The 25,950-nt window shown below is 30.7% G+C and carries 20 protein-coding genes; 7 read left to right on the plus strand and 13 right to left on the minus strand.

Features of this window, described 5'->3' with window-relative positions; genetic code table 11:
• Positions 1-434 precede the first annotated feature (434 nt).
• Entirely contained in the window at positions 435-776 is a 342-nt protein-coding gene (locus tag N2712_05620; protein MCX8029455.1) for an STAS domain-containing protein, read from the plus strand.
• A gap of 2 nt (positions 777-778) precedes the next feature.
• Positions 779-1,204, plus strand: a complete 426-nt coding sequence (locus tag N2712_05625) for an ATP-binding protein (protein MCX8029456.1) — start codon at positions 779-781, stop codon at positions 1,202-1,204.
• On the opposite strand, the gene N2712_05630 is transcribed toward N2712_05625, so the two are convergent.
• From N2712_05630 to guaA, 7 genes are all read right to left on the minus strand, one after another.
• Entirely contained in the window at positions 1,199-1,594 is a 396-nt protein-coding gene (locus N2712_05630) for a CBS domain-containing protein (protein ID MCX8029457.1), read from the minus strand. The genes N2712_05625 and N2712_05630 overlap by 6 nt on opposite strands.
• Positions 1,595-1,806: 212 nt before the next feature.
• Positions 1,807-2,316 carry a CvpA family protein gene (locus N2712_05635; GenBank protein MCX8029458.1) on the minus strand — a complete coding sequence of 170 codons (510 nt, stop codon included), beginning with the start codon at positions 2,314-2,316 and terminating at the stop codon, positions 1,807-1,809.
• 92 nt (positions 2,317-2,408) lie between these two features.
• Positions 2,409-3,050 (minus strand): riboflavin synthase, encoded by a 642-nt coding sequence (locus N2712_05640; GenBank protein MCX8029459.1) that lies wholly within the window; start codon positions 3,048-3,050, stop codon positions 2,409-2,411.
• A gap of 15 nt (positions 3,051-3,065) precedes the next feature.
• Positions 3,066-4,814, minus strand: a complete 1,749-nt coding sequence (locus tag N2712_05645) for a tetratricopeptide repeat protein (GenBank protein ID MCX8029460.1) — start codon at positions 4,812-4,814, stop codon at positions 3,066-3,068.
• Positions 4,815-4,970: 156 nt separating this feature from the next.
• Entirely contained in the window at positions 4,971-8,852 is a 3,882-nt protein-coding gene (locus tag N2712_05650; GenBank protein ID MCX8029461.1) for a translocation/assembly module TamB, read from the minus strand.
• 107 nt (positions 8,853-8,959) lie between these two features.
• Complete coding sequence (locus N2712_05655; protein ID MCX8029462.1) at positions 8,960-11,137, minus strand: FecR domain-containing protein; 2,178 nt, start codon at positions 11,135-11,137, stop codon at positions 8,960-8,962.
• Positions 11,138-11,287: 150 nt separating this feature from the next.
• On the minus strand, positions 11,288-12,823 hold the full coding sequence (guaA, locus tag N2712_05660) for a glutamine-hydrolyzing GMP synthase (GenBank protein ID MCX8029463.1): 1,536 nt from the start codon (positions 12,821-12,823) through the stop codon (positions 11,288-11,290).
• A 110-nt stretch (positions 12,824-12,933) separates the two neighbouring features.
• Between guaA and N2712_05665 the strand changes: the two genes are divergently transcribed.
• Together N2712_05665 and N2712_05670 are read left to right on the plus strand one after the other, a co-directional pair.
• Positions 12,934-14,487: a hypothetical protein gene (locus N2712_05665; GenBank protein ID MCX8029464.1), complete on the plus strand. Its 1,554-nt coding sequence runs from the start codon at positions 12,934-12,936 to the stop codon at positions 14,485-14,487.
• Positions 14,471-15,661, plus strand: coding sequence for a radical SAM protein (locus tag N2712_05670; protein MCX8029465.1), 1,191 nt, complete (start codon positions 14,471-14,473; stop codon positions 15,659-15,661). The genes N2712_05665 and N2712_05670 overlap by 17 nt, the downstream gene beginning before the upstream one ends.
• On the opposite strand, the gene N2712_05675 is transcribed toward N2712_05670, so the two are convergent.
• Together N2712_05675 and N2712_05680 are read right to left on the minus strand one after the other, a co-directional pair.
• Positions 15,631-16,392 carry a sigma-70 family RNA polymerase sigma factor gene (locus N2712_05675; GenBank protein ID MCX8029466.1) on the minus strand — a complete coding sequence of 254 codons (762 nt, stop codon included), beginning with the start codon at positions 16,390-16,392 and terminating at the stop codon, positions 15,631-15,633. The two genes, N2712_05670 and N2712_05675, sit on opposite strands and share 31 nt — an antisense overlap.
• A gap of 115 nt (positions 16,393-16,507) precedes the next feature.
• Positions 16,508-17,251: a TlyA family RNA methyltransferase gene (locus N2712_05680; protein ID MCX8029467.1), complete on the minus strand. Its 744-nt coding sequence runs from the start codon at positions 17,249-17,251 to the stop codon at positions 16,508-16,510.
• Positions 17,252-17,414: 163 nt separating this feature from the next.
• Here N2712_05680 and N2712_05685 point away from each other — a divergent pair, with 163 nt between their 5' ends.
• Both N2712_05685 and N2712_05690 read left to right on the plus strand, forming a co-directional pair.
• Positions 17,415-18,104 (plus strand): type 1 glutamine amidotransferase, encoded by a 690-nt coding sequence (locus tag N2712_05685; protein MCX8029468.1) that lies wholly within the window; start codon positions 17,415-17,417, stop codon positions 18,102-18,104.
• The gene (locus N2712_05690; GenBank protein MCX8029469.1) at positions 18,101-19,975 is read left to right on the plus strand and encodes an ATP-binding protein; all 1,875 of its coding nucleotides are present in this window, start codon (positions 18,101-18,103) and stop codon (positions 19,973-19,975) included. The genes N2712_05685 and N2712_05690 overlap by 4 nt, the downstream gene beginning before the upstream one ends.
• On the opposite strand, the gene flgB is transcribed toward N2712_05690, so the two are convergent.
• From flgB to N2712_05705, 3 genes are all read right to left on the minus strand, one after another.
• Complete coding sequence (gene flgB, locus N2712_05695) at positions 19,959-20,390, minus strand: flagellar basal body rod protein FlgB (GenBank protein MCX8029470.1); 432 nt, start codon at positions 20,388-20,390, stop codon at positions 19,959-19,961. The two genes, N2712_05690 and flgB, sit on opposite strands and share 17 nt — an antisense overlap.
• Before the next feature lie 141 nt (positions 20,391-20,531).
• Positions 20,532-22,001, minus strand: a complete 1,470-nt coding sequence (locus N2712_05700; protein MCX8029471.1) for a hypothetical protein — start codon at positions 21,999-22,001, stop codon at positions 20,532-20,534.
• Positions 22,002-22,009: 8 nt separating this feature from the next.
• On the minus strand, positions 22,010-22,738 hold the full coding sequence (locus tag N2712_05705; GenBank protein ID MCX8029472.1) for an outer membrane lipoprotein-sorting protein: 729 nt from the start codon (positions 22,736-22,738) through the stop codon (positions 22,010-22,012).
• Positions 22,739-22,911: 173 nt separating this feature from the next.
• Between N2712_05705 and N2712_05710 the strand changes: the two genes are divergently transcribed.
• Positions 22,912-23,610, plus strand: a complete 699-nt coding sequence (locus N2712_05710) for a hypothetical protein (GenBank protein MCX8029473.1) — start codon at positions 22,912-22,914, stop codon at positions 23,608-23,610.
• On the opposite strand, the gene N2712_05715 is transcribed toward N2712_05710, so the two are convergent.
• A complete protein-coding gene (locus N2712_05715; GenBank protein MCX8029474.1) occupies positions 23,582-25,858 on the minus strand; it encodes a hypothetical protein in 2,277 nt (758 codons plus the stop codon). The genes N2712_05710 and N2712_05715 overlap by 29 nt on opposite strands.
• Between the last annotated feature and the right edge of the window lie 92 nt (positions 25,859-25,950).

A 25,950-nucleotide genomic window follows, 5' to 3' on the forward strand; every position in this document is an offset into this window, starting at 1 on the left:
ATCTTAAATATGCTTTCACAAACTCATTCCCCATACCTAATCTCTAAAAACATACAGAATCCTCCAAACACCCTCAAATACTACCACCTAAACTGAATAGAATCTATTGGAATATACTAGGAGAATCTAGATTAAATTGTTCCTTCCTATACACTTCTAACCTATTTATTTTTACTTTCAGTTGATTATCAATCAAATCTATAAAAGTCATATCTGTACCAAAGCTTCTCTAAATCTAACAAAATTCTAGATTGTCATTTCTACTTAGGTTAAGAGACTCTTTAACATTTCTCTACTTTCCCACTTATTTAACAAGGCATAGGATTCTATTTAAAATACATTTTTACGAAAATACTCTACAAAACTTTTAGATACTAAAATGTTGTTTTTAAGAAACCTATTATATAAAATATTTTTAGGTATCGGAGGATAGTATGGAAGTAAACACCGAGATTGTAGACAATGAAATCGTAAAAATAAAAGTCAAAGGTGAGTTAAGCATATTTTACATAGATCCCTTCGAAAGTACAGTACAAAAGAGTATTATTGAGGGAAAAAGCAAGTTTATATTTGATCTAAGAGAAGTTACTTACATAGACTCAATGGGCATTGGTCTGCTATCCATAGCAGCAAACAGTGCATTTCAAAAAGGAGAAAGAGTAACAGTCATAGTTAATAATCCTAAAATAAGGTACACCTTAAATGTCTCTAGACTACACGATTTCATAAACATTGTAGAAACCGAGGAAGAGGCATTAAACTTATTCAGGAAATAATTATGGTTTTCAAGAAGAGGATTTTCTCTACCTTCTCAGATTTAAAAGAACTAGAAAATGATTTTGAAAGTTTTCTAAGGGTAAACAGGGTACCAAGTGATGGAATATACGACTTAAAAATGGCAGTTCATGAATACCTTTTAAACATTATGGAGCATGGATATCACTGGATACCAGATAAAACAATAGAATTCGAAGCAGAAGTCAAAATGAAGGGCAAAAAGTTCGAAATATCTATAACAATACAAGACCATGCACCAAAATTCGAAATATCAAGAGAAAAAGTCCTCAAATCAATCGACAATAAAAGCTTCAGAGGGAGAGGTCTTTTAATGATACTAACTTTTATAGATGATATAATCTATGATTACTCATTTCAAGATGGAAATAGAGTAACAATGACTAAGTCTATTTTAATATCCTCATAAAAGCTCAGAAAGATATCTTACTACATCAACCATACTAAAAACACCAACTATATCTCCTTTCTTATTAACAACTGGTAATTTTCTTTTATTCTTTGAGATCATTAACCTCAACGCATCTTTTAAAAGCATATCTTCATTTAAAACTATTTCTTCTTGTTTCTCAACGATCTCTTCAGCCGTTATATCCTTTGCTTTATCAGGAGCAAATATGTACTTAATTAGATCAGTCGCATAAATCATACCAACAGGTCTGTCTTTATCTAAAACAATAACACCACTTATCTTTGACTTTATCATTTTATCAACTATCTTCGTCAAAGGATCTTTCAAGCCAACATAGTAAACAGGAGAAACCATGAATTCTTTAACTCTAGCATTTGATAAATCCATTTCATCCTCCTTAGGAAAGTATAACCAAAACATACTACAAATTACAACTGAATACTGTGGATAAAGACACAAATTTACAAAAGTACGCTAATCAATAGCATAACCTTGGGTAAAAACTACAACAGAATTAAAGATCAAAGCAGTTCCCATCCACACCATAATACTTAACCTACTATATGAAGTATAGTAAAAACCAAATCAACTTGCGACGATTATCTTTGTTCCTCACCTTCAATTATATCTTCAATCTTATCTTCAGAACCGGACAGAGATACTATGAAAACAGCATGCTCATATGAATATCTTGCAACTAAAGAATTATCAACATATTTTTTGAAACCAATAAAAGGAATTTTTGTCAAAAAAAATAATACAGCACCAAAAAGCAAAAATACAACCCATCCACCCACCAACACACCTAGTAATCTGTTTATAACACCAATCCTGAATAAATCTATTAGATTTTTGAGCAAAATGTAAACTATGAAAAAAACTATAAGGGAAACAAACATCATAGACAAAACAGCAATTGCAAACGAATATTCTTCGGCCACACCCACATGTTTAAAAAATGAAGACAACGGAGTAGCAAATGCATCTATAAGTACTATAGTTACAATGATACCTATCACAAGCACAAATATACCTATGAAACCTTTCTTAGCACCCCAAATTATACCCATAACCACTAAAGACATAAGTATTACATCAAGAATATTCATAACTCTTTAAATTATTTTACATCCAACCATATTATTTCAAATTGAAAAACTATTCAGAAATATATAGTAAAATAACCTGTAATAGCTAAACTTTAGGTTTCCCAAAGATCTTTCAATTTATCCATTATACCCTTTTGATTTCCAAGCAACATTATTCTCTCAACATACTTTGCGAGTATATCAAACTCTATATTTACCAAATCACCATTCCTCAAAAATTTTAAATTTGTTGTCTCATAAGTAATAGGAATAACAGCAATAGAAAAACTACTAGAGATATCGTCAACCTCGTAAACAGTAAGACTAATTCCATCAACAGCAATCGATCCTTTATACACAACATACTTGATAAAGTGCTTAGGAACAGAAATTTTCAATTTATATCCGTCACCTATTTTATCAATTTCCATTATTTCCCCTGTAGTATCAACATGCCCTAAAACAATATGACCATCTAGAAAAGTACTAGGTGTCAAAGGTAATTCAAGATTTAGAATAGTTCCTTCTTTCAGAGTAGATACTGTACTTCTTTCAGACGTCTCATAACTTACGAAAAATTCTAAATTACCGTTTTCCTTGTTGACAACAGACAAACATACTCCATTAACTGCAATACTGCCACCTAAATAAGTAAAATCAAATATTTCTTTAGCTTTGACTACAATTTTACCCTGGTAGTTCCCATTAAGTCCCCTAACCAATACACCTGTATGTTTAACTATACCTGAAAACATAAATTGCTATCACTACTAAAAATTTTGTAATACTTTGTCAACCAAATTCATTCTATCAAAATTAGGATATTTATCTTTTATTCTTCTGTAATATACAATAGCTTCTTCTCTATCGCCATTCTTTTCAAGAGATACCGCAAGTTCAAATAAAGTTTCTGGTGTTTCTTTGACATTTACTGCTTGTTTATAAAAGCTTATCGCTTTACTAAAATCATTTTTCCTTGCATAGGATTTACCCAATCCGACAAGTGCCCTATACGAATCCCTAAACTTATCTCTCACTTTAGAATAATATTCTATAGCGTCATCATATAATCCTTCATTAAGCATGGCATCTCCCATACCTATAAGTGCATTGTAATCGTAAGGGTTTATCGAAAGTGCCTTCTTAAACAACTTTATTGCTTCAGCAGACTTATTCCTCTTGAGATAAACAAAACCTAGTCCAGCATAAGGTTCTGATAGATTCTGATTTTTCTTTATAATCTCTGAAAAAATTGAAGATGCTTTATCAATATCACCTTGACTTAAGTAAAGATTAGCAAGTGTTGTAAGTAAAAGTGGATCATCTTTATTTATCGAATACGCCTGCTCTATATACTTTCTTGCCATACTAGGATCTTCTTTAACAAATAGGTAAGAATTTCCAAGATTGTAAAGTGCTGCAAAATTTTTTGAGTTAATTTTAACAGCACTAGCATAAAATGGCATAGCCTTATCTGGCTGTCCTAGTTTATCATAAGTATTGCCTATCTTAACAAGCAAAGAATCATTATTCTTCTCATATTTATAAGCAGATAAAAAGTAATTAAGTGCTTTTTCATACTCACCATCAATATAGTATATAGTACCTAAATTAATATAAGGCTTAGAATAAGAAGGATTAACAGATATTGCTTGATTAAAAGCTTTTATCGCCTCACCTTTATCTCCAAGAACATAGTAACTCAACCCTAGATTATAATAAGCCTTGTCAAAACTTGGACTTATCTCAACTGCTTTCTTAAACTCTCTAACTGCATCATTATACATCTTCCTTGTATAATATATAATCCCCATTCTATATCGCATATCAGGATCATCTTCTCCCGACTGTAAAACTTTGTTAAACTCGTTTAAAGCATTATCATAGTCATTATTGTCATACAATATATTACCTTTAGTAAGGTGAGAGTACGGCTCATCAGGATTAGAAGACATAACTTCATTTGCTAATTTAATAGCTCTATCAGGATTTCCTTTACGATAGGTAGTATAAGATAAAGCTCCCTTTGCTTTAGAGTTCTCAGGATCAAGTTCATTCGCTTTCTCAAACCTTACGTGCGCATTGTTTATATCTCCCTTCCTTAAATATGTAATCCCATCTTTATAAATTTCCTCTGCTTGCTCTTTTTTATCCTTACCTTTTGTTTCTTTCAGTGGCTGAATAGGACTATCTTGAAACTGTCTCTCTTGAGATATGTCTGGTACCTCAACTTTAACCTTAACTTGCCTATTTATCATTTCTTCTTCCTTAATTCTTTTCCTTTTCATAACCTCCTTTCTCAAATTAGAAACTTCTTCATCACTAGGGTTTTCCATATATAGTTTATCAAGATAATCAAGAGCTCTTGAATAGTCACCTTCCTGAATATATATCTTGGCCAAACTAATTAGCTTATCTCTATTGCTACTACCATCCCTAATAATCAAAAATAATACTACTAAAAGAGCTATAATCAACAAACCTATAAAACCAATTATACTAACTTTCTTAAAATCCATAAAACCTCCTCATTAAATATATTACTATAGAATAAACAAATTAATCAACTTTGTCTTAATCCAGACAAAATCTAAAACTGAATACAACTACTAAACTCTTGAATAAAACATAACATTAGCACCAAAAACTAAACGTTCAACAAAGTCTATAAAAGTTTAAAATCTCCTATTATACCTTATATTAACCTTAGGTTCAAACTCCATGATCTTCCTACCCAAATCATCATTAAGCACAACTGAACCATACTGAAACTCAAGAAAGAAATCATAAAAAGAGACACCCAGAATAAAATTGTGTAACGGCACATTCGTAAAGACATTATTATCTCCCAAAGTATCAAACACCAATCTATACTCCAACAATAAACTTGACAGGATTGACTTACCTATTCTAATCTCAGTACCCTTTATTAAATCTCTTGTAGTGAAAAAAGAATTACCTTCAAGTATAGAAGTAAAGTATGTTGACAAAAGCGGAGATCTAAATACAAAAACATCAAGTCCAGTATACCTCCTTATATTATAAGACAGTACATCGTAAATTCCCACAGACTCAAAAAACGAAACTCCTTGTTTAACAGTGTCTCTAAACTGAGTAGGTAATCCTAAAAGCATAGCAATTTCCGACTGTGCTCTTTCAGGTTCAGATCTATACGAAGTTCTCAAAGATGTAATTCTACCAGACACATCCATAATTATCTTTACGTTTTCTTCAGTCCTATTATCAAAAGTAAACGTGTAAAGAGTTCCACTAACAAAAGGAACAAAGTCCATCTCATTACCATAAAACACCATTTTTATGTTATCAACATTAAAATACCTACCAAGATACTTCAAAAATCCTGAACCAATCGTAACTGTACCTGTCAAAGAAAGATTATTTCTAGCTACACTCCCTCTAACTAAAACATTACCATCAACTATATTCCCTTCAAGAAGCTCAGATTCAAAATAACTCTCTGAAAGATTAAGAGTTAAATTCCACTCCGAAAGTTGAGCAAAATTATAACCCCAAAACTCATCTTTAGATTGTTCATTGTAAAATATAAGGTAAGAAACCCTACTACCCTTGAGAAGCTTCATATTACCGCTTATAATCGGTGAATTTGCTCTACCTTTTATGTTCAAAGATATAGAAGAAGCACCACTTAGTTTAAGATTTCCCAAATCAAGATTTTGATTTAAAACTCCCCTAATCTGATGTAGTGTTATGTCAAGAGTCGGATCTGAAAGATTCTTCAAATCTATTAACGAGGACAACATCACTGATGTGTTACCATTCAATAGATAAATATTTCTAGCAATTACTTTGTTTCCCTGAAATTCCACTCTCGATTTTTCCGAAAAGAATGTTTGATCAATAAAACTTACCTTAACAGATTTAATACTGATAATACCATATCCTGTAGCCTCTAAAGTACTAACATCAAAACTTACTTTAACATTTTCAAAAAAAACATCTCCATCAATACTATCAATAAACCCCGGAATTAACAGAAAAGACAAAGGAATTCGACCTTTCAGAGTTCCAACAACCCTATCACCAATTTCTCCTGAAAACGAATATAGTTCAGTACCATTGCGATAATACGAAAAATTAATCACCTTATTGCTATTATAAATATTCAATCCATCTCCATCCCCATAAACGCTTAAAAAGTCTTTACTCCAGACTATCATTCTATCCCACTTTTCTTCGAGACCAGAAAACCCCTGAGTATTAACTTTGATTTTACCCTTAAACATATCATCTTGAAAAACACCACTTAAAGATAGTATTTCTTTATCTCGCCTTACACCACCAATCCTCTCTTTGAAGGAAAGTTTCGAACTTACAAAACTACCATCAAAATACGTACTAATAGTAAATGTATTGAAATAGTTAAACAAAAACAAAACAACACTAATACTATCATCCATTTTATTAGCACTAAGTTTGATTCTATTGAAAACACCTTCTGATTTCAAAGATAAATCAGCATTAAACTCTTGTATACTACTAAAACCTGACTTTTGAAGATCAATCCCAACTTTTATTCTTCCACTAACCAAAGATAAAAATCCATAAGACACAGGAAATTTATCAAAGTTACCTAACACACTCAAAAAACTATCAGAAGGATTAAAATTAAATTCTATGCCAGAATTACCAATTCTAAATTTACCACTTATGACATCATCAAAAACTATATTCCCGTAGAACTCAACAGCTCTAGTATGCGTATACAAAAATCCATTCGTTACTACAAGATTACTCAAGTTTCCCAAAATAATAAACTTTGATGAAAAAACTCCTGTAGAAATATCAAAACTTAAGTTAACATAAGGATAACTCATCAAACCAAAAACCTTATTTAAACAAACATTACCAAAATCTAGATTAGTCAATGACAATCTAAGAAGCTGCCTTTGAGGATCTAAAACAATATTGCCATACTTAGTAGAATTAATAAAAACGGCTTTAGTATCACCATAAACTTTTAGATAATCTCTCAAATCACCTCTTATCAAAGTTAGAAAACCTTCAAATTTTTCACCACTAATAAGGATCTTTCCGCTGAGAGATGTATCTAATCTCTTTATAATCAAATTATCCAAAACTAAATTATAGTTGTTCAAATACAATCCAAAATAAAGATCATCGTTTTCACCGAACATTTTCAAAACAAAGTTAGTATTTGTAAAAAACAACGACATCTCTAAATCTTCTAAATTACCAAGTTTTAAATAATCTAGTATCTGAGAAGAAAATGCTTTATCTAATACTATAAAACCTTCAAACTTATTCAAATCTAGTCTAACCTTCGCATAAGAGTTATCAAGAAGCAAATAATTAGAATAAATCTTTAATCCATCTAATATCTTCCCCCTGACAACATCAGTATCAAGATACGAGTACTCAACACTAAATACTTTCCCCAACCTTGATACCATACTTAAGTTCACATCTCTGCCAGCAAATAATATACTTTTTACATATACAGAAAGTTTATTACTATCAAGATTGACAACAATTCTTCTATTACCATTCTTATAGATCCCAAATAGATAAGTATTTTCATAATTACCTAAATAATAAACATATAAATTACTTGAAACAACACTAAAAAAAGTGTTACTAGAATAGCTCTTTATCTTAATACTTGTATCTTTGAGAATACTTTTTGCTATCGTATCAATTTCAGGCACAAAATTCTTGAGTTTAATTATATTATTCCTAAAACTCTCAATCTCGTATGCTTTACTAAGAAGATCCTCTATATACAACTCTGCCTCTACACCACTATTACGTATCTGGACATATCCATTATAACCATTACCTAATGCTACTCCAACAATACTCCCGTTATCCTCATAGAAGTTAAACTTCACATCATCAACAGCAACTCCTAGAATCTCGTTGCTAGTAAAAGCTAAAATTCCATTTAGGCTTTTTATACTACCATCGTTCGAAATACTCATAACACTAGAACCATTCAAAACTGTTGCAAATAATTTTATAGTTTCCCTAGAACCAATTTTCACTTGAGTTATAAAATCAAATGAAATGTAATTTTTAGAAACCCTAAAATACAACTCCTTAAATTTAAAATCAATATTGTTCCAACGAAAATTAACATCATTTATCTCAATTCTAGTCCTTTGAAAAAATCTAACCAAATCGTATGTGTTTAGTCCAATATTACTAGTGTAATTACTATTGCTAGATACCAAAAGTATGTCAACATTCGATAAACTAACATAACTAACAGGTAACCTATCAAACAGTAATTTTCTCACATCCAAGTGTATAAAAACATCATTAATCTTGCTACTCAAAATAGCATTCGAAATAGACAAATCCTTGAAAAAAACTTTTAAGTCAGGAGTTATAGCAAAATACTCAAAGTCAACATTTATACCACTTGAGGATAAAAAAACTCTGATATCATCCTTAAAGTTGTTTAGCACTATATTCATAGTGAATATAGAAAAAAAGTAAATCACTACAACAAAAATAATAACGTATAGTATTTTCAGAATCTTCAAAACCTTCATCATCCAGAATAATTATACTAAAAAGTACAAATTTAACAAAAATTAAATACCAGAGAATAAATTACTCTCAAAAACACAAAACGAGGGGTAAAGTCCCCTCTTAAAACTTACTTAATATCCAAAACTAAAGTTTCGCTGCTCGAAACAACATAAAGCTTATCACCAATTATCAAAGAAGTACTAGCCTGAATATCGAATTCTTTTACCATTTCACCATTATTTACGTTATAAACAAACACACCTTGAGTTGTAGTAGCAACTATGTACTCACCCACATAAGGCATTCCTTTCTGTTTTCCGTTCAAATCAATCTCATATTCAATTTCACCATTTTTCTTTACAGATACAATCTTTCTATCTCCAAATAGTATAATTCTATCTCGTGTCGATATAGGTAATGATTCTGTTTGTATGTCGGTATTTACTGATATTTCTTTAAACTTTTCAAGATTCACGATATGAAGTCTACCTTTCAAAAACACGAATAAGTTTTCACCATCCGAGGATAATGATGCTTTCCTGACAATAGATAGACTCATCTGACCAATTTTGGAATGAGAACCATCTCCAGATATTGAATAAACTTCACCTATTTCATTAATTGAAATTGCTCTATCCTTTATTGCTACTATATCAGAATAAACACTACCTATCTTTGCAACTTTTTTATCACCAGTCTTTATATCAATTATGTAAACACCATCTATTGATGGAACAAAAACTTTATCACCTAAAACAGCAGGTCGCGATACTACTAGAGTACCCCTAGATGACTCACCTAAATTGATCGACTGCAACAATCCACCATCAAATGAAGATATATTAACTACAATAAATTCATTCTCATCCTTTGATAATGAAACAATAATTCCATCACCAAATCCGTAGGCCAATCCTTTCACACCTACACTCTTAATACTCTTACCATCAAATACTATAACACCTGAAGATGATGGTATTAGAGATATGGTACCATGTTTTGCCCACTTGCCATATCCAGAGACAATATTCATACCAAAATTCATTTTCACAGTTTTCTCTTCTTTAGGCTTCAACTCTTCTTTAACATCAATTGTGATTTTACTATCCTTTGTGAATCTCATCTTTTCTTTAAATATAAACTTATTATCCTTTTTAACTCCGATAATATAATCAACATTTTTCCCCAAAATTCTTTCAACAGGAATACTTGAAATCTCAACATTATTTATGTACAACATAGCATCTTTAGTTGACTCTGTAGGCAAGAAAGATACTCTCACCGAATTCTCATAATCAACCATTATATCCTTTGAAATAGACTTATCAATAGATGCCAAAACCTGTTTATTAGCACTTTCAACCACCAAGCGATTTTTTGAAGATATCTGCTTAACTATTTTATTAATCTCCTCAATAAAATCATCGGTAGTATCAAAAGCTCCGACAGGTAAAGAAGATTGAACAGATTGTTCTACTTTTTTCTGAATCTTTTTATCTACATAAACTTGCTCACCTTCTTTTACAACTACACTCAAAAGAACATTTTTTTCAATATTTTTTCTCTGCTCATCATTAAGCTTTTGAATTTGCTCTTCAAGAGTTTTAGACCTAATTCCTACTGAAACCTTACCTTCCGATACAATAACTCTAGTTCCACCATTTTCATCAGAGTAAACCATAAATTTTGTTCCCCTAACAGCAGCAATCGCCGTTGATGTCCTGACTTTTAACTCACCTCCCTTCAAGTTACCAACAGCAGATTTAACAGTACCTTTTACTAAGTCAACGATACTTTCTTTTTTACCTTCTACCACAGAAACAATCTCAGATAGGGAAATTTCAGTTTTTTCTCCAATTCTCAAAACTATTCTTTTATCAACTTGCACTTCACATTCAGACGACTTACCAGTTCTTATGACATCTTCCTGTTTGAGAATGTAACCAACTTCAGCATCAAAAATAACACCTCTACTCTGAATCTTAACATCACCCACCACCATAGATACAATACCTCTGGTATATACATTTCCCGAAACCTCTGGTACTTCTTCTTTAGTAGTTTGCTCAGTAGATAATACCTTATCTTCTTTAACAACAGTCTTTTCAGAAACCTTTAGAAACTGATTAACCAAGAGCAATCCTCCTATTAAAACAGCAAGAATCGGCAAAGAAACAATTAAAATCCTGGATACATTCATAGTTTTTTCCTCCTTTAAAAACAACTCTCCTTTAAACTCCTTAGAAGTACTTTCAAACTTACTGAAGCTTAAGCTTTCTTTTAAGAGCTTTTCTATGTCTTCCATTTTCAACTCCTACTATAATATACCGTTCAAATACTAACTTTTTGCAATATCAGAAAAATCATTTGTGAAGATTCTACAAAACTTAACATCAAACTCTAGTTTAGAATCGAAAGATTTTGTAGAACATAGAAAATCAAATTATAATTCCATTCACTCCCACTCTATCGTAGCTGGTGGCTTTGATGTTATATCATATACTACCCTAGTTATCTCATTAACTTCTCTTACTATCCTATTAGCAACTTTGTTAAGAAATTCGTAAGGAAGCTTAGACCAATCTGCAGTCATGCCATCAACACTATTCACACTTCTCAAAGCAACAACAAAACCATAACTTCTTTCATCACCCATAACACCAACAGCTTTATCAGAAAGCAAAACAACAAAAGACTGCCAAACTTTGTCATAAAGATTTTCCCTCTTAAGTTCATCTATGAATATCTTATCAGCCTTTCTCAAGATATCGAGTCTTTCTCTTGTTACTTCTCCGATTATCCTAACAGCAAGACCTGGTCCAGGAAATGGATGCCTATTTAGTATGTTATCAGGTATGCCTAATACTTTACCTAGCTTTCTAACTTCATCCTTAAACAAAAACTTAAACGGCTCAAGAATTCTACCTTCCTTTTCAAGTTGCCTTATTTCTTTAACTCTGTTGTGATGTGTTTTTATAGTAGAAGACGGACCCTTAACAGAAGAAGTCTCAATAACATCCGGATATAAAGTACCCTGAGCAAGTATATCAATATTCCCTACATTCTTAATGAAAACTTCAATAAATTTTTTACCTATTATCTTCCTTTTATCTTCTGGATCTTTAACTCCTTTCAACGCTGATAGAAACTCTTCTTCGGCATCTATATACTCAACTTCAATTCCAAGAGATCTAAAGTTATTTATAACCTCATCAGTCTCGTTCATTCTTAACAATCCTGTATTCACAAACACAGGTTTAAGCCGCTTACCTAACACAATATTCAAATAAACAGCCATAACTGTTGAATCAACCCCACCGCTAACAGCCATAACTACATTTCTATCACCTACAAAATTTACTATTTTCCTCCTCTCATCTTCCATGAACTTTTCAACAGACCAAGATTTCTTTGCATTACAGACCTTAAAGACAAAATTCGATATTATCTCAGTTCCATATTGCGTATGAAAAACTTCAGGATGAAATTGAACACAGAAAAACTTACCATCATCAGATTGGACAGAAGCGATAATATTATTTTTTGTTATAGCAATTGGTTTGAATTTTGAAGGCAATTCAACAACAGAATCTCCATGGCTCATCCAAACAACTATATTTTTAGGTATGTCATGAAATAAAATTGAATCAGACAAAATCTCTAACTCAGTATAGCCATATTCCCTATATTTTGATTTTTCTAACTTACCACCCATAACTTTACACAACAATTGCATACCATAACATATACCAAGAATAGGAACACCATATTTTGCCAAAAAATCCAACGATATCGTTGGAGCACCTGGATCAACAACACTAGAAGGCCCTCCAGATAAAATTATACCTTCTATAATCTCTTCACCTAAATGAGAATGCAACCCTTTTTCGTCTATATTATAAGGAAATATTTCTGCATATACTCCTAATTCTCTTATTCTTCTTGCGATAAGCTGAGTGTATTGGGATCCAAAATCTAATATAACTATCATAATTCAAACATTTTAAATAATTCATCAACCCAACTTCTAATTGAAAAGCTCCTCTATAACCTGTAGTACTAATTTGTTTAGCAGATCATTACATTTTCATAATTGCTACTATGTATAAAGATTTTCTATTTACAGTACTGTCAAGCCTTATATCTTCGTTAATAATAGCATTATCCGTACTATTCATAATTACGGAACAACCAAGTGAAAATGTAATAAGATTAGTAACTTATTTACTCATAATTTCAATAACAACAAACTCCTTATTAAGCTTCACACTATTATCATTAAAATTAAAAATGCCATTTATAAGAACAATATCATTTATAGGTAACCTAACCTTTCTTCTTTTACCTATACTTCTAAAATTAGAAGATCATTCATCAATTATTAAAATAACGTTTCTCCTTACTATGTCCTTTATTCTTCATATGTCAATATCAGACATCTTTATTAAAATAGACAAACAAAATACTATCTTAAACATATTTTCCTCTAGATTACTCAATATGTCTCTCTTCTCAATTTTAGGTCCAATAATAACATGGGATACTAAATTCTCTATTATAAGCTTAGCATTTGTAACATTAGCTATAATAATATCAGAAACAAATAGATACAGAGTTATATCAAAAAACCTAGATTATTCTGGAACAGACATTCTTTTAAAAACATTTAGTAAAACTGTTAAATCTATAAACAAAAAGCTAGAGGAAAATAATGCATTAGTAAATGCACTTAAACTACAAATGGAAATATTCACAAACTCAAAAAAAGAAATATTATCAATCATAGAATCACTCAAACAAAATATCACGGAAGTAATATCATCAATTGAAGGATACGAAGATGAATATGAAAATATAATTCAAATAACAAACACAACCATAACAGAGTACTCAACCTATATTTTAAGTCTTGAATACAATCTTTCAATTTTCACGGAAAATATAAATTCTATAAAAAAAATCCTAATAGAATTTAATTCAACAATATCATCAAAAATATCAAAAAAAGAAGATATATTCAAGAACTTCAAGGAAACAGAACCAATATTGGATTCACTTATCAACAAAATAGACTCTGTTTCAGAAATTTTGACTAATATTATTACTAACGAAATATCTCTATCAACTACTATAAACTACATATCCGATGAACTAAGTGCACTAAATGTTATCTCAACAAACGCTCAGATTGAATCAACGAAGATAAAAGGATCTAGGACCATGACAACAATAATAAATGAGATAACAAATATCCAAAATAATATAAGGGCATACGTAACATCAATGCAAGATATATTCTCAAAAATCAAAGATCTCTTTGATTACATTTCTTCAACGTCACAAAGCCTTCTAAAACATTCAGACAGAGTAAAGTATAATATAGGACTAATCAACAACACATTACAAGATGTTATAACAACATTTTCAAACGAAACACTTAAAATAGACAAACTCATTTCAATGATTGAAAACATACAAGACGCAATATCATCTTCTCAAGAAAAAATAAGGGATTTCAGAAACTTCCTAGAAAAGCTTACAAGAGGTTCAATAGTATTAGAAAAAGTAAAATCTAGTATAACTTCAACCAAAAGCCTAATTAATGAAATACTTATATCCTTAGACGAAATACAGCAAAATGTATCAGAAAGTTAAACTATTTGCAAAAAAAGACACTCTATCTTTCGTTCTATCAGAAGAGGAATTCGTAATACTAGATTACGAAGGTAGACTAAACTTAGTATTTAACAAAGGTATCATGTATAGAAGGGGATACGACAATATTATAGTGTGTAGTAAAACAAATAACACTAATTATTACGAAACTATACCTAACAATCAAAAAACAAGGATCATAGATAGATATTATACAAAAATAAAAGAGATTATAGATAAATCACTTTTTGACATTATGCTACTGGAAACTAATAATCAGATACTCAGATATACACTGGAAAAGATCAAAGCTTTAAACAGTAATGCTTTAGAAGAAGACGGTAAAAAATTTAGAAGTATATTCAAACCAATAACCATAATCCCACCCGAGAATTATCTTTCGTTATACATACCTATAACAGAAGGATGCTCTTACAACAAGTGTAGCTTCTGTAATCTCTATAAAGATAGAAGCTTTAGAATAAAAAACCCAACAGAAATCGATAAACTTATGAAGGATATTATAGACTTTTTTGGACTATCACTACTCACAAGAAAGAGTATATTCTTAGGCGAAGGTAATGTAATAGTAGAAAATAACCAGACGATCTTACAGTCGATACAAATTATAAAAGAACACCTGAGTAAAACTAAACATATATCGTTTAATTTTGAAGACTCATTCTATGGGTTTATGGATACTTTCCACACTAAAAAAACTATAAAAGAACTAGAAGAACTCAAAAAAGCAGGAATAAGAAAAGTATACATTGGACTTGAAACAGGAGACGATGAATTAATCGCAAAAATACTCTTAAAACCATCAACTTCAAAAGAAACTATTCAGGTAGTAAATAATCTAAAAAGTGTAGGCATCAATGTTGGTATTATAATCATAGTAGGAATTGGTGGTAAAAAGTATAAAAATTCTCACTTTGATAAAACAATTCAAACAATATCAGAAATGAACTTAGACAGTCAAGATACTGTATTTTTATCACCCCTGATTGAGTACTCAAACCTTGATTATTCAAGAATAATAAATGAGCTAGGAATAGAAAGAATGTCAAAAGATGAAATACACCAAGAACTCAAAAGATTCAAAGAAGCACTAACTAAGATAAAAAAGTTAAAAACTCCTATCTACAAAGTAGATAGATTTTTGTATGCATAGTTTTTAAACCTATCTCTCAACCTCTTCAAGCTTATTCCCACATTACTAACAGTCATACCAAGAAGTTTAGCAACATCAGAATATCCACACAAAATATTCATCTTCTTTAACCTTTCAATTCTATTTTCAGTGGGTTTTTTATTTATTAACTGTATCAACTTTTTTCTTAATTCACACTTCTTAAAAACTTTCTTAAGTATATCCTGATACTCAGACAAAACTTGTTCAACAGGCTTGTTTGTATATTTTGAGATTAATTTTATATCCTCCGGAGTTAGTTCAAAGATAAACGTCTTTATTATAAGCTTTGAAAACTCATCAAGACTTTCAAAAAACTCAACAGCAATAGATATAAGACTATCATCAAAACTAAGATTATCACTAGAAAGCACGCTAAAAATATTTACATCGTTCAATTCAGATTCATAAACTATCTTCAAAGTGCGTCGCTTCCCTGCCAGAAAATTCTTGTAATAATTGATAAGAGAAGCCGTCAAGTATGTTACAAACTTACATCCTTTATCTTTAAATTTGGCTACTACACTTTCAACTCTTTCCATAAAGTAAATATAAAAATCACTAGCGTCATCTCTTGAGGAATTATACAAAACTATCGGAAAGTTATATACATATAGAGAAATTTCTCTTATTATAGCATTCATAACAGATTGATTTCCATTCTGATACTCACTAATAAGAGATTTGACTCTATTCTCATCTACAAGTGCCATATAACTGAAAAATATATTTACACTAAGTATTACTCTCTATCAAGTTAAAAATATTTTAAAAACCAAACTCAAAATCAACCAGATACTCCAAAAAGAAACTCAAGCTAAGTTAATGTCATGTTACAAAATAGATAAAGTATTCTTGGTTCCCATCGGTACCTTTGAGTTTTGATTTTGTTATTCCAATAACATTGAACCCTTTATTCTTAATAAAACACTCTATCTTCTCAAGCGCTAAATGATGATATTCTTCTTTTGCTATCCCATACTTACCTATATATCTAGGCTCAAGCTCAAACTGGGGTTTTATAAGCACAACAAATTCGACTTCTTTACCTACAACATTAAAAACAGAAGGTATAACCTTCTCAAGCGATATAAAAGATAAATCCATAACAACTAAATCTATTCTATAGTCAAAAAATACTTTACCTTCCTCAACGAATTTATCCAGATATCTAGCATTTATTTTTTCATAAACCTTAACTCTAGGATCTGTCCTTATTTTAGAATCAATCTGCCCTATTCCAACATCAACTCCGTAAACAAACTTAGCTCCTCTCTGCAAGAGACAATCAGTAAACCCACCTGTTGATACTCCAACATCCAAACATACTTTGTCTTTTACATCTATTTTAAACTCCTCAAGAGCACCTTCCAACTTGTATCCTCCTCTACTCACATACCTTGGTTTCTCAATCTCTTCTATTATATCACTTTGTTTCACTTCGTAGGAAGGCTTATAAACTTTTTCTCCATTAACTTTAATTATACCTGCCATTATCATTCTTTTGGCTAATTCTCTTGACGGCACAATCCCTCTATTCACCATAGCAACATCTAACCGCTCTTTTTTCATAATTATAAGTATAATGTATCTGGATTCAGATATACTAACTCTATCTCATATAGAGTATCCGCAACACAAAACAGAGAATATTTCTATCCTTCTAAATCCAAAAAACAAGGTATATCCTTTGATTAATTTGAAAACACCCAAAGCTGATAATTATATTAGTCTTATGATTTTAGTCTTAAGGAACTCACCCATAGAAGGATTAGGATACCTCGAAGAAGTACTATCAAACTACCACATAAGGTATAACTATTTTGACACTAAAAATCTATCAGATGATATTCTGGAAACATTAGCACTAGATAAATACAGCGGTCTAATAATACTAGGGGGGCCCCAATCGGTTTACGAAGAAAATATATACCCATATCTAACAGTTGAGAAGAAAGTGATAGATAATTTCATAAATAACAATAAACCAATTCTAGGCATATGTTTAGGATCACAGCTAATAGCAAGTACTTTAGGTGCTAGAGTATACAAGGGTGATAAAGGCGAAGAAATAGGATGGTACGATATAAAAATAACCGGAGATGGAGCAAAAGATCCCGTATTCTCAAAATACTACTCCTTAAAAGTCTTTCAATGGCATAGTGATACTTTCGATTTACCCAAAGATGCAGTTAGAATAGCAACTTCTGACAACTACCTAAATCAAGCATTCAAATACAAAAAAAATGTATACGCTATTCAATTCCATACCGAAGTAAGGTTATCAGATGCAAAACTATGGATAGAAAAATCAAATCTAAATCGAAGTAAAATAGAACAAATACTAGGAGATTTTGATATTCATTTCAATCAAGTAAAAAACATAAACAATGAGATTGTTTGGCACTTGTTTGTAAATGTATGATTGATAAAACATATGCTCTACCCAGTAGGATAGAAAATATACTTTATATCTCATCGGCAATCAGCACATTTACCGATATAGCAATAGTGGATGTTGAAAGAAAGGTCATATACCTTAAAAACACTAGCCAAATATCTAATCAAGATATGATAAGTATCCATAAAAGAACCATAGAAGAATATAACATATTTAAAATACCGTTTCTTTTCGGATCACATAATAATACAAAGTTTTTATCATACTATTTCAGAACCAAAGATTCAGAACTAACTCTGATAGGCTTTAGTGAAAATGAACTGGAAATACAAGATATCGCAACTTTCAAGCTAATAGCAATAAATATAAAAGAACTTTTTGAAATAATTGAAACAACAGCAACTATAATCGAAAAACTAACAGAACTTGAGTCAATAATCTCCTTCTACAAATCTATAACAACTCCACTCAATAGAGAACTATTTTTAGCATACATACTTGATAAAATAATATCCGAACTTGGAGCAGAAGTAGGAAGTATAATGATACTCGACAAAGATAAAAATATATCTTCTTTGTTTCAATTAGGACTTGAAGAAGAAACTACCAAAAACATATTTTACAAAATAAGGAAAGAACATGAAATAGATAAAATCACAATAATAACGCCAAAAGAAATACCTAATCTGATACCTAACAATTCTAAAAGACTAGAAAATCTAATACTATACCCCATAAAGTTTGAAAACGAAGTAGTAGGGGTAATAATGCTAGCAAATAAAAGAGTAGGTATAAATTACATACCATTCCAAGATCAAGACATACATAAATTGAACGTTTTGATAACCCCAGTAGGTATAATAATAAAAAACTACATAATGTTTAGAGATTTATTCATATTCAACCAGTTGAACCAGAAAATACTTTCAAACATAACAAGCATAATAGCACTAACCGACCCAAACTACAAAGTTAAATACATAAACAGAGAAAATTCAAAAGAAACCATAGAAAAACTTATAGAAAAAGCAAAGGAAGAGGATAACCAAATTCTATCATCAAGAGGAATAGAGATAGAGATAAACGGCAATTTTTATGAAGTAAAAGCACAACCAATATTTGAAGAATCAGGAAACCTTACAGAAATACTATGGACTATCGAAGACATAACCTACAAGAAAGAACAGATAAATAGGCACATACTATCTGAGAAAATTAACATAATAGGAGAATTAGTCTCCGGTATAGCACACGAAATAAGAAACCCTCTTACCTCAATAGGTGGTTTCGTTGAACTTCTAAAAACAAGAAAAAATGATCAGGACTTCATTAATAAGTTTATAAACATAATTTCAAAAGACATAGGTAGAATAACAAATCTACTTAATAGCTTTATAAGATTCTCAAAACCTGTAAGCTACGAAATAACAGACGTAGACATAAAATCAGTAATTTCTGAAACACTTGATATACTAATGTATCAGATAACACAAAAAAACATAAAAATCATAAACAAACTTGAAGATGAAATAATAATCAAAGGTAATTACAATCTTCTACTACAGGTATTCACAAACATAATCCTAAACTCAATTCAAGCAATAACCCACAACAAAGGTAAAATAGAAATAGGATATATGAACTACTCAGATGAAACAAATAGTTACATTGTAATTTACATAAAAGATAATGGTATTGGAATACCAAAAGAAATACAAAACAAAATATTCGATCCATTCTTCACTACAAAACCAGATGGGACAGGTCTTGGGCTATCCATATGTCAAAAAATAGTAATGGATTTAGGTGGCTTTGTGAAAGTCAAAAGCGATGAGGAATTGGGAACCAATATGATGGTATTCTTACCTTACCGCAAAACTAAACAGTTGTCCTAATAACAGATTCTATTTTCTTTATATTCCTATTGTATATCTCAACTAGAAGGTTATACCTCATAGCATTCTTAGAAAATTCAACCATTTCTTTATCTATGTCAACACCATTTTTATCATTTCTATAGAAAGTATCGTATTCTATACTTATTCTCGGTTTCACAGTCCTATAGTCTATTCTTTCATCAAAAGGTATATGTCTGGAATCAGACATCCTAGCAGGATACAAAGGCTGCTTTTCCGAATCTAGTGCTCTTTTAAGTTGAGACTCAAAGCTAACTTCAGCTCTCCTAAATCCTGGAGTATCCGCATTAGCTATGTTATCAGATATAACATTATGCCTTATCACAACAGCATTTAAATCTCTTTTTATTATGTCAAGTAACTTACCATCTTTGTGAGATGTTGAAAATATCATACTAATATTTTCGTTTCATTATCCAAAATCTAAACATTTCAATATTCCTCCCACAACTAAGTCTATTAGCAAAATATCCTTACTAATTTCAAAAACTACTAACTACAGTAAAAAAACTATAATTGCAAACCTATGACATAACTATAATTCCATAGAAAAACCTATACTAATACTATCAAAATCTTTCATTCTCGCAAGAGACGATTTACCATTTCCATCGATACCTAAAATATTTATATACATTTTCATTCCAATTACCGGGTAATAACCAACTTCAATTCCCCCAAGTACACCAGAATTATTTAAAACATCACTAAATCCATTACTAAATCTACTCATAATATCATCAACATTCAAGATGGAATACAATCTTATCTTAAGAACATCACCAAAAAACTTTCTTTCAAGATTGATTATGAAATAATCCTGTAGTTTCTCTTCATAAAATCCTCTCTCAAGCCCTAAGCCATGGGCAAACTGGAAATTGATATAAAAAACTCCTTCGATATCTCTATCGACACCGAATATGTATTTGGTATATATGTCTTTCAGATAATTTACTGAATAGTTTGTAGAAACATAATTTGTATTGGTTCCAGTAGGTAATGGGGAATAAGCGATAACAGCATTGTCAATGTTATAGCTTCTACTAATCTCCTGTGGAATAAATATTCCCATCTCAAACCACCCAACAACAAAGTCAAAATCTTTCGACAAATCAAATCCTATGATATTCTCTCTATGATACGATAATCTATAATTCAAACCATACACGAAAGTGTTGGTTTCAACAATCGGTGGAAGTAAGCTAATAGGTTTTATTGTTATGATATTGGAAATATAAAGATTTTCAAAATAAGGTAAATCATTAATTCTACTAACAAATGAAACTGAACCATCAAAACCCCAAATTCTACCTCCTACTTTTACTCCAAAGGAAACATTTGTTATATTTAAATCAACATTTTTTAGTTCCCCAACTGGATTACTATAAATCTTGCTACTAATCATCCTTACCTCATCCAATATGCTTTTAGTTATGGTATCAAAATACATATTAGCAAAACTACCACCAAATTTGGCACTCTCAAAAACAGGTTGAGATACAAATTGAATGTAACTCTCGTCAAGTAAAGGTAAAAATATCTTTAAGTTTAAAAGCCATGTTGGATACTTGGTAGAGAAATCAATAGCACTCATAAGGTCAAATCTATTCAATACATCTGTAGGATTAATCCTATCAGCCCTACCCCAAGATAGTCTCTGCCTACCGATAGAAAGCGATACAAAATCAAATATAAATTCATCAACTTTGAGATATACCTCATAAAGTGATATTTCAAAATCATTAGGATAAATGATGGACACTAAATTTTTTGAGCCTATATTAGGCACAATAAAAGAATACCTAGCAAGAAGAGAAGAATAAATAAGGGTATCATTACCTAGATCAGATGATAACTTTAGCTTTGAAGACAATGCACCTCCATCGAGATTACCGTTGTCAATCCCAAAAGATAAAAAAGAAAATATATCAACACTCAAATCGGTAGCAGAATAACACACTAGAGGTATAATAAAAACGAGTATAAAAAATATTACATACCTCATAATCCCTCCTACCTCTCAAGAAATCTTTGAGAAAATATACCTCTCGCTTCAAGACCTTGGTCAAACTTAACATCTTTGCTTATTATTTCAGTAGAAGTATTATTAGCTATCGATGTCATCCTAATTCTAGAAAGAACAAAATAGTTTGCTTTCTTTTCAGTTTCAAGTACATCCAAAACTTTCTTTAACTTGCCCTTTTCATACATCTCAAGCTTCTTCGGTAAGAAAACATCCTTTAAAACAACCATCAATATTCTATCATAAGACCAATCAGAGTTAGGTTTTCTTACCAGCTCGAGAGTATAAGTTGTGCTATCTTCTGATAGTATCTTTGGATCAAAATCTTCTGAGTAATCAAATCCTCCCATTTCTCTATATGAAAAGTCGGTACCCTGAAAATTCTGATCTTTCATACTTCCTTGAACAGCTCTAACTTTTTTATAAGCTGGTAAGTAAACATACATCTCATTATTAGGTAAAGTCAAAATACCTACATTTTTAACACTTTCTGGTGAAATAAACTTTGCAACTCTTTTATCATTACCAGCGCTCCATATTCTCATTTCTCTCCTTTCTTTCTCCTTACCCTCCTTGTAAAGTATTACCTCTACAATACTTTCTCTATCTTTCTCTTTCGAGAGATTATTCTCTACTTTATCAAGTATTTCTTTAGCACTCAAACCATAAACATAGCTAATAACAAACATCATAATCAAAGAAAAAATCACTCTCTTCATATTCCCCTCCTTTAACTAACTAGTTATATAATAACCAAACTCAGATATTTTTTTCAACGAAATATTAATATCATAAAAAAATTACACTTTCTCAAAGGCAACAAGTTTTCAATAGATTTTGAATAAACCACAGATTTTAGAAACATTTACATTCGTAAGTTTATAATCTTCATATGAAAGTATTTCTCATAGGAGATGGAGATATTGTCGAGATAATAACAGAAGAATTCTTGAAGAATAATGTTGACGTGTATGTTGTTTCGATAGACAAGAATTTTGCTATGGGTCCTAATTTTGAAAAGGTTGACAGTTACTCAGAAGTTAGCAAAAACTTCTTTGAAGACAGAGATATATCTTCCTTCGACAAGTGCATAGTAGCAATAGGTGAAAAAAACATATTAGATGCTATCAACATAGCAGCAATACTACAAGAAATTGGTATTGATACTCTTGTTATTGTACCAACAAAAAAATACGAAAGTATATTTAACAGGATCGGAGTCAACTTTGTTGTACCTTCTTATGACATTGCTTCCAAAACAGTTGGTGAATTACTACTCAAGTCTGGTCCTGTTGAAAGTGCATTACCATTTATAGAAGATTACTTTATCGCAAGGATAAATATACTACCCGAATCAAAGATATGTAATAAAAAAGTATCTGAACTAGATATAAGAAATAGATTCAATATTAATATCATAATAGCTTTCAAAAGAGAAAGTATTCAACTTGAAAAAGGAATATCAAAAACATTTTTTAGTAAGATAGATGTAAAAGCACAAACAGTTCTTGATGAAACAATGTCAATAGTAGTAGTAGGGCCTCTAGATGATATTAAAAAATTTATCGACTATATGTATGGAGAAACCTAATTTCCAAGATAAACTTATCAGGCAAATCCGTTATAAGTTTTTGAGGAGTAAATTTTTTTACTCCCATATCTTTTATCTCCTGTAACTGGATCACTATTTCTTCACCGCTTATGAAGAAGAAAGTATCTCCCTCTTTTATCTTAGAGAAGTTAAAATACCTCTTATGAACTGGCATAGGAATTACTGAGTTGTATTTAGTAACAAGAAGTATTGAAGACTTACCATCATTTACAACATTCATTTCCATATTCCTAATTACTCCACAAACTATATTGGTATCAACTTCAATAGGACTCAAGGAATAAACTATATTCCTTATTTCTCTTGGTAATTTATCAATGCTAATCCTTCTATTATGGAAATAATCTTCCAAGAATCCCTTAATTGTTGCTACGAGTACAGAAGAATGAATTGAATTAGGTAGTATCCAAACTATACAGAAAAATACACCATTTTCAGTTTCCTTGAGTTTGTAAACTACTGGCTTATCAAGTTCACTTTTAACATAAGCATTTATTTCAAAAGCGTCACCTCTCAAACTACGAGAGTATATGAGCGGCTTAATAAAAACATTAGTAGATACAGAATAGCTTAATTTAAGGATATCTTTACTATGTCTATAAGTTGTATATTTTACCAATGAATTCATAAATCCTCCTACCAACTTTGCTACAATTTCCAAAAGTTCAATCTCTCTTGATGTCAATATACTACCTCCAACTTCCTTACCAAGCATTACAACACCAAAGAACCTAGTACCATATTTTACAGCCATAGCATATCTTGATTTTTCAATTAAATCCCTAAACTTTTCATCTCTAGCACTTTTACAACAGTTTATTATATCATCTTTATTAATAAAGTATTTACTTGATAAAAACAACATCTTCCTAACATCTTTAGGGATCAGCTTGTAAGAAACAAACTTCGAAAAAGAAAAATTGAGTATTCTCCCCAGATCTCTGTCTAAAAACGAGAAAAATTTACTTATCTTATCTATCATCCTAAATTTGCTTATAATATCATTGATGACATCCTTATTTACAGTAGATGTCTTGAATTTTACCCTAGACCTTATTATAGAGAATACAACAACAGACAAAACTGAAAAAATCAATGTTATTACCATGAAAAGTAATGTTTTTGGTATAAACGTAATTTTGTTATACACAGTTACATACAAAGTTGTAAAAACAAACGAAATAAGTATTATCAAAAGAAGATTCAATGAAGTCTCTTTTACAAAGTTTATATTATACACCATTACAGTAGACATAACCAATATAGGATACCCTATTATGAAAATAGGTATATAGTACGATGGAAAAGAAAAAGCAGTAGTAAGAATAGCAATAACAGATGGTATCAAAATAAATACAAACGAACCAATCATGAGCGGTAACAAAGCCCTAGAAAGATTATGTATTCCATGCTTAACTGCTCTTATATAATCATACACAGGAGACAAAACAGCAAATATTCCACCTATCCCTGGATAAAAATAATACATCTCCTGAAAAGAAACTACTTCCCTATTATTAGTATAACCTATCAAAGAAATAAACACAAAAGATAGACCTATACTAGCAACAATTGATGTTATAACATATCTCACATGTTTCTTAAACTTTACTAAAGGAAAGTGTAAGAAAAGGTACACCATACTAACAGGGAAAATAGAAAACGTCAATCTTTCTACAAATGTTATTATGAATACATCTGAAAACAAAGAACTAGATGGAGTTGTGATAAAATTAAGTCCCGTAAAAGTATTAGCAACAAGCCACATCACTCCCTTCTTACTCCTATTACTCAAAAACATCACAAAACCTAAGAGTAATAAAAGTACTCCTGAAGATTGCCAAAACAATGTAAAAAATATAAAGTCTTTGGCTTCAAATCTTTGTGATTTGACAAACTTTACGTACTTTTCACCATCCATTTCATAATAAACCTCATACTCAATTTCCCTATCCAGATTTTCAAATACCTCATTCCAAAAGTCAGAAGGAGTTTTAACCTCCCTATCATTTAGCCTGATAAGAACAGCTCTATTTGGTATTCCATGTGTTTTACCAGCCCACCACTCTGGGATATCGTAGATATTTATAACACCAGTATAATATATGAAAAATCCTGGGAAATACTTATTAAGCATAAAGTAACTACGATAAAGAGTTGAAAATATAACAAAAAAGGCAAATATGAAAGAAATTACACTGAACCCTATAAGTACATTATCTCTCATCCTCATACTAGAAATGATTTTATATGATTAATACAAAACTTTGTATAGAGTAGCTATTTTTTCACAGTGTCTAATAAAGTATAAATCATCAC

The organism is Brevinematales bacterium (assembly GCA_026415355.1).
GTDB lineage: Bacteria > Spirochaetota > Brevinematia > DTOW01 > DTOW01 > SKYB106.

Bases quoted from the DNA above. Each gene is read 5' to 3' on its own strand.
- guaA (MCX8029463.1), bottom strand. From the start codon at position 12,823: ATGATAGTTATATTAGATTTTGGATCCCAATACACTCAGCTTATCGCA.
- N2712_05675 (MCX8029466.1), bottom strand. From the start codon at position 16,392: ATGGCACTTGTAGATGAGAATAGAGTCAAATCTCTTATTAGTGAGTAT.
- N2712_05650 (MCX8029461.1), bottom strand. From the start codon at position 8,852: ATGAAGGTTTTGAAGATTCTGAAAATACTATACGTTATTATTTTTGTT.
- N2712_05635 (MCX8029458.1), bottom strand. From the start codon at position 2,316: ATGAATATTCTTGATGTAATACTTATGTCTTTAGTGGTTATGGGTATA.
- N2712_05715 (MCX8029474.1), bottom strand. From the start codon at position 25,858: ATGAGAGATAATGTACTTATAGGGTTCAGTGTAATTTCTTTCATATTT.
- N2712_05710 (MCX8029473.1), top strand. From the start codon at position 22,912: ATGAAAGTATTTCTCATAGGAGATGGAGATATTGTCGAGATAATAACA.
- N2712_05700 (MCX8029471.1), bottom strand. From the start codon at position 22,001: ATGAGGTATGTAATATTTTTTATACTCGTTTTTATTATACCTCTAGTG.
- N2712_05680 (MCX8029467.1), bottom strand. From the start codon at position 17,251: ATGAAAAAAGAGCGGTTAGATGTTGCTATGGTGAATAGAGGGATTGTG.
- N2712_05670 (MCX8029465.1), top strand. From the start codon at position 14,471: ATGTATCAGAAAGTTAAACTATTTGCAAAAAAAGACACTCTATCTTTC.
- N2712_05625 (MCX8029456.1), top strand. From the start codon at position 779: ATGGTTTTCAAGAAGAGGATTTTCTCTACCTTCTCAGATTTAAAAGAA.
- N2712_05665 (MCX8029464.1), top strand. From the start codon at position 12,934: ATGTATAAAGATTTTCTATTTACAGTACTGTCAAGCCTTATATCTTCG.
- N2712_05640 (MCX8029459.1), bottom strand. From the start codon at position 3,050: ATGTTTTCAGGTATAGTTAAACATACAGGTGTATTGGTTAGGGGACTT.
- N2712_05645 (MCX8029460.1), bottom strand. From the start codon at position 4,814: ATGGATTTTAAGAAAGTTAGTATAATTGGTTTTATAGGTTTGTTGATT.
- N2712_05690 (MCX8029469.1), top strand. From the start codon at position 18,101: ATGATTGATAAAACATATGCTCTACCCAGTAGGATAGAAAATATACTT.
- N2712_05705 (MCX8029472.1), bottom strand. From the start codon at position 22,738: ATGAAGAGAGTGATTTTTTCTTTGATTATGATGTTTGTTATTAGCTAT.
- N2712_05655 (MCX8029462.1), bottom strand. From the start codon at position 11,137: ATGGAAGACATAGAAAAGCTCTTAAAAGAAAGCTTAAGCTTCAGTAAG.
- flgB (MCX8029470.1), bottom strand. From the start codon at position 20,390: ATGATATTTTCAACATCTCACAAAGATGGTAAGTTACTTGACATAATA.
- N2712_05685 (MCX8029468.1), top strand. From the start codon at position 17,415: ATGATTTTAGTCTTAAGGAACTCACCCATAGAAGGATTAGGATACCTC.
- N2712_05620 (MCX8029455.1), top strand. From the start codon at position 435: ATGGAAGTAAACACCGAGATTGTAGACAATGAAATCGTAAAAATAAAA.
- N2712_05630 (MCX8029457.1), bottom strand. From the start codon at position 1,594: ATGGATTTATCAAATGCTAGAGTTAAAGAATTCATGGTTTCTCCTGTT.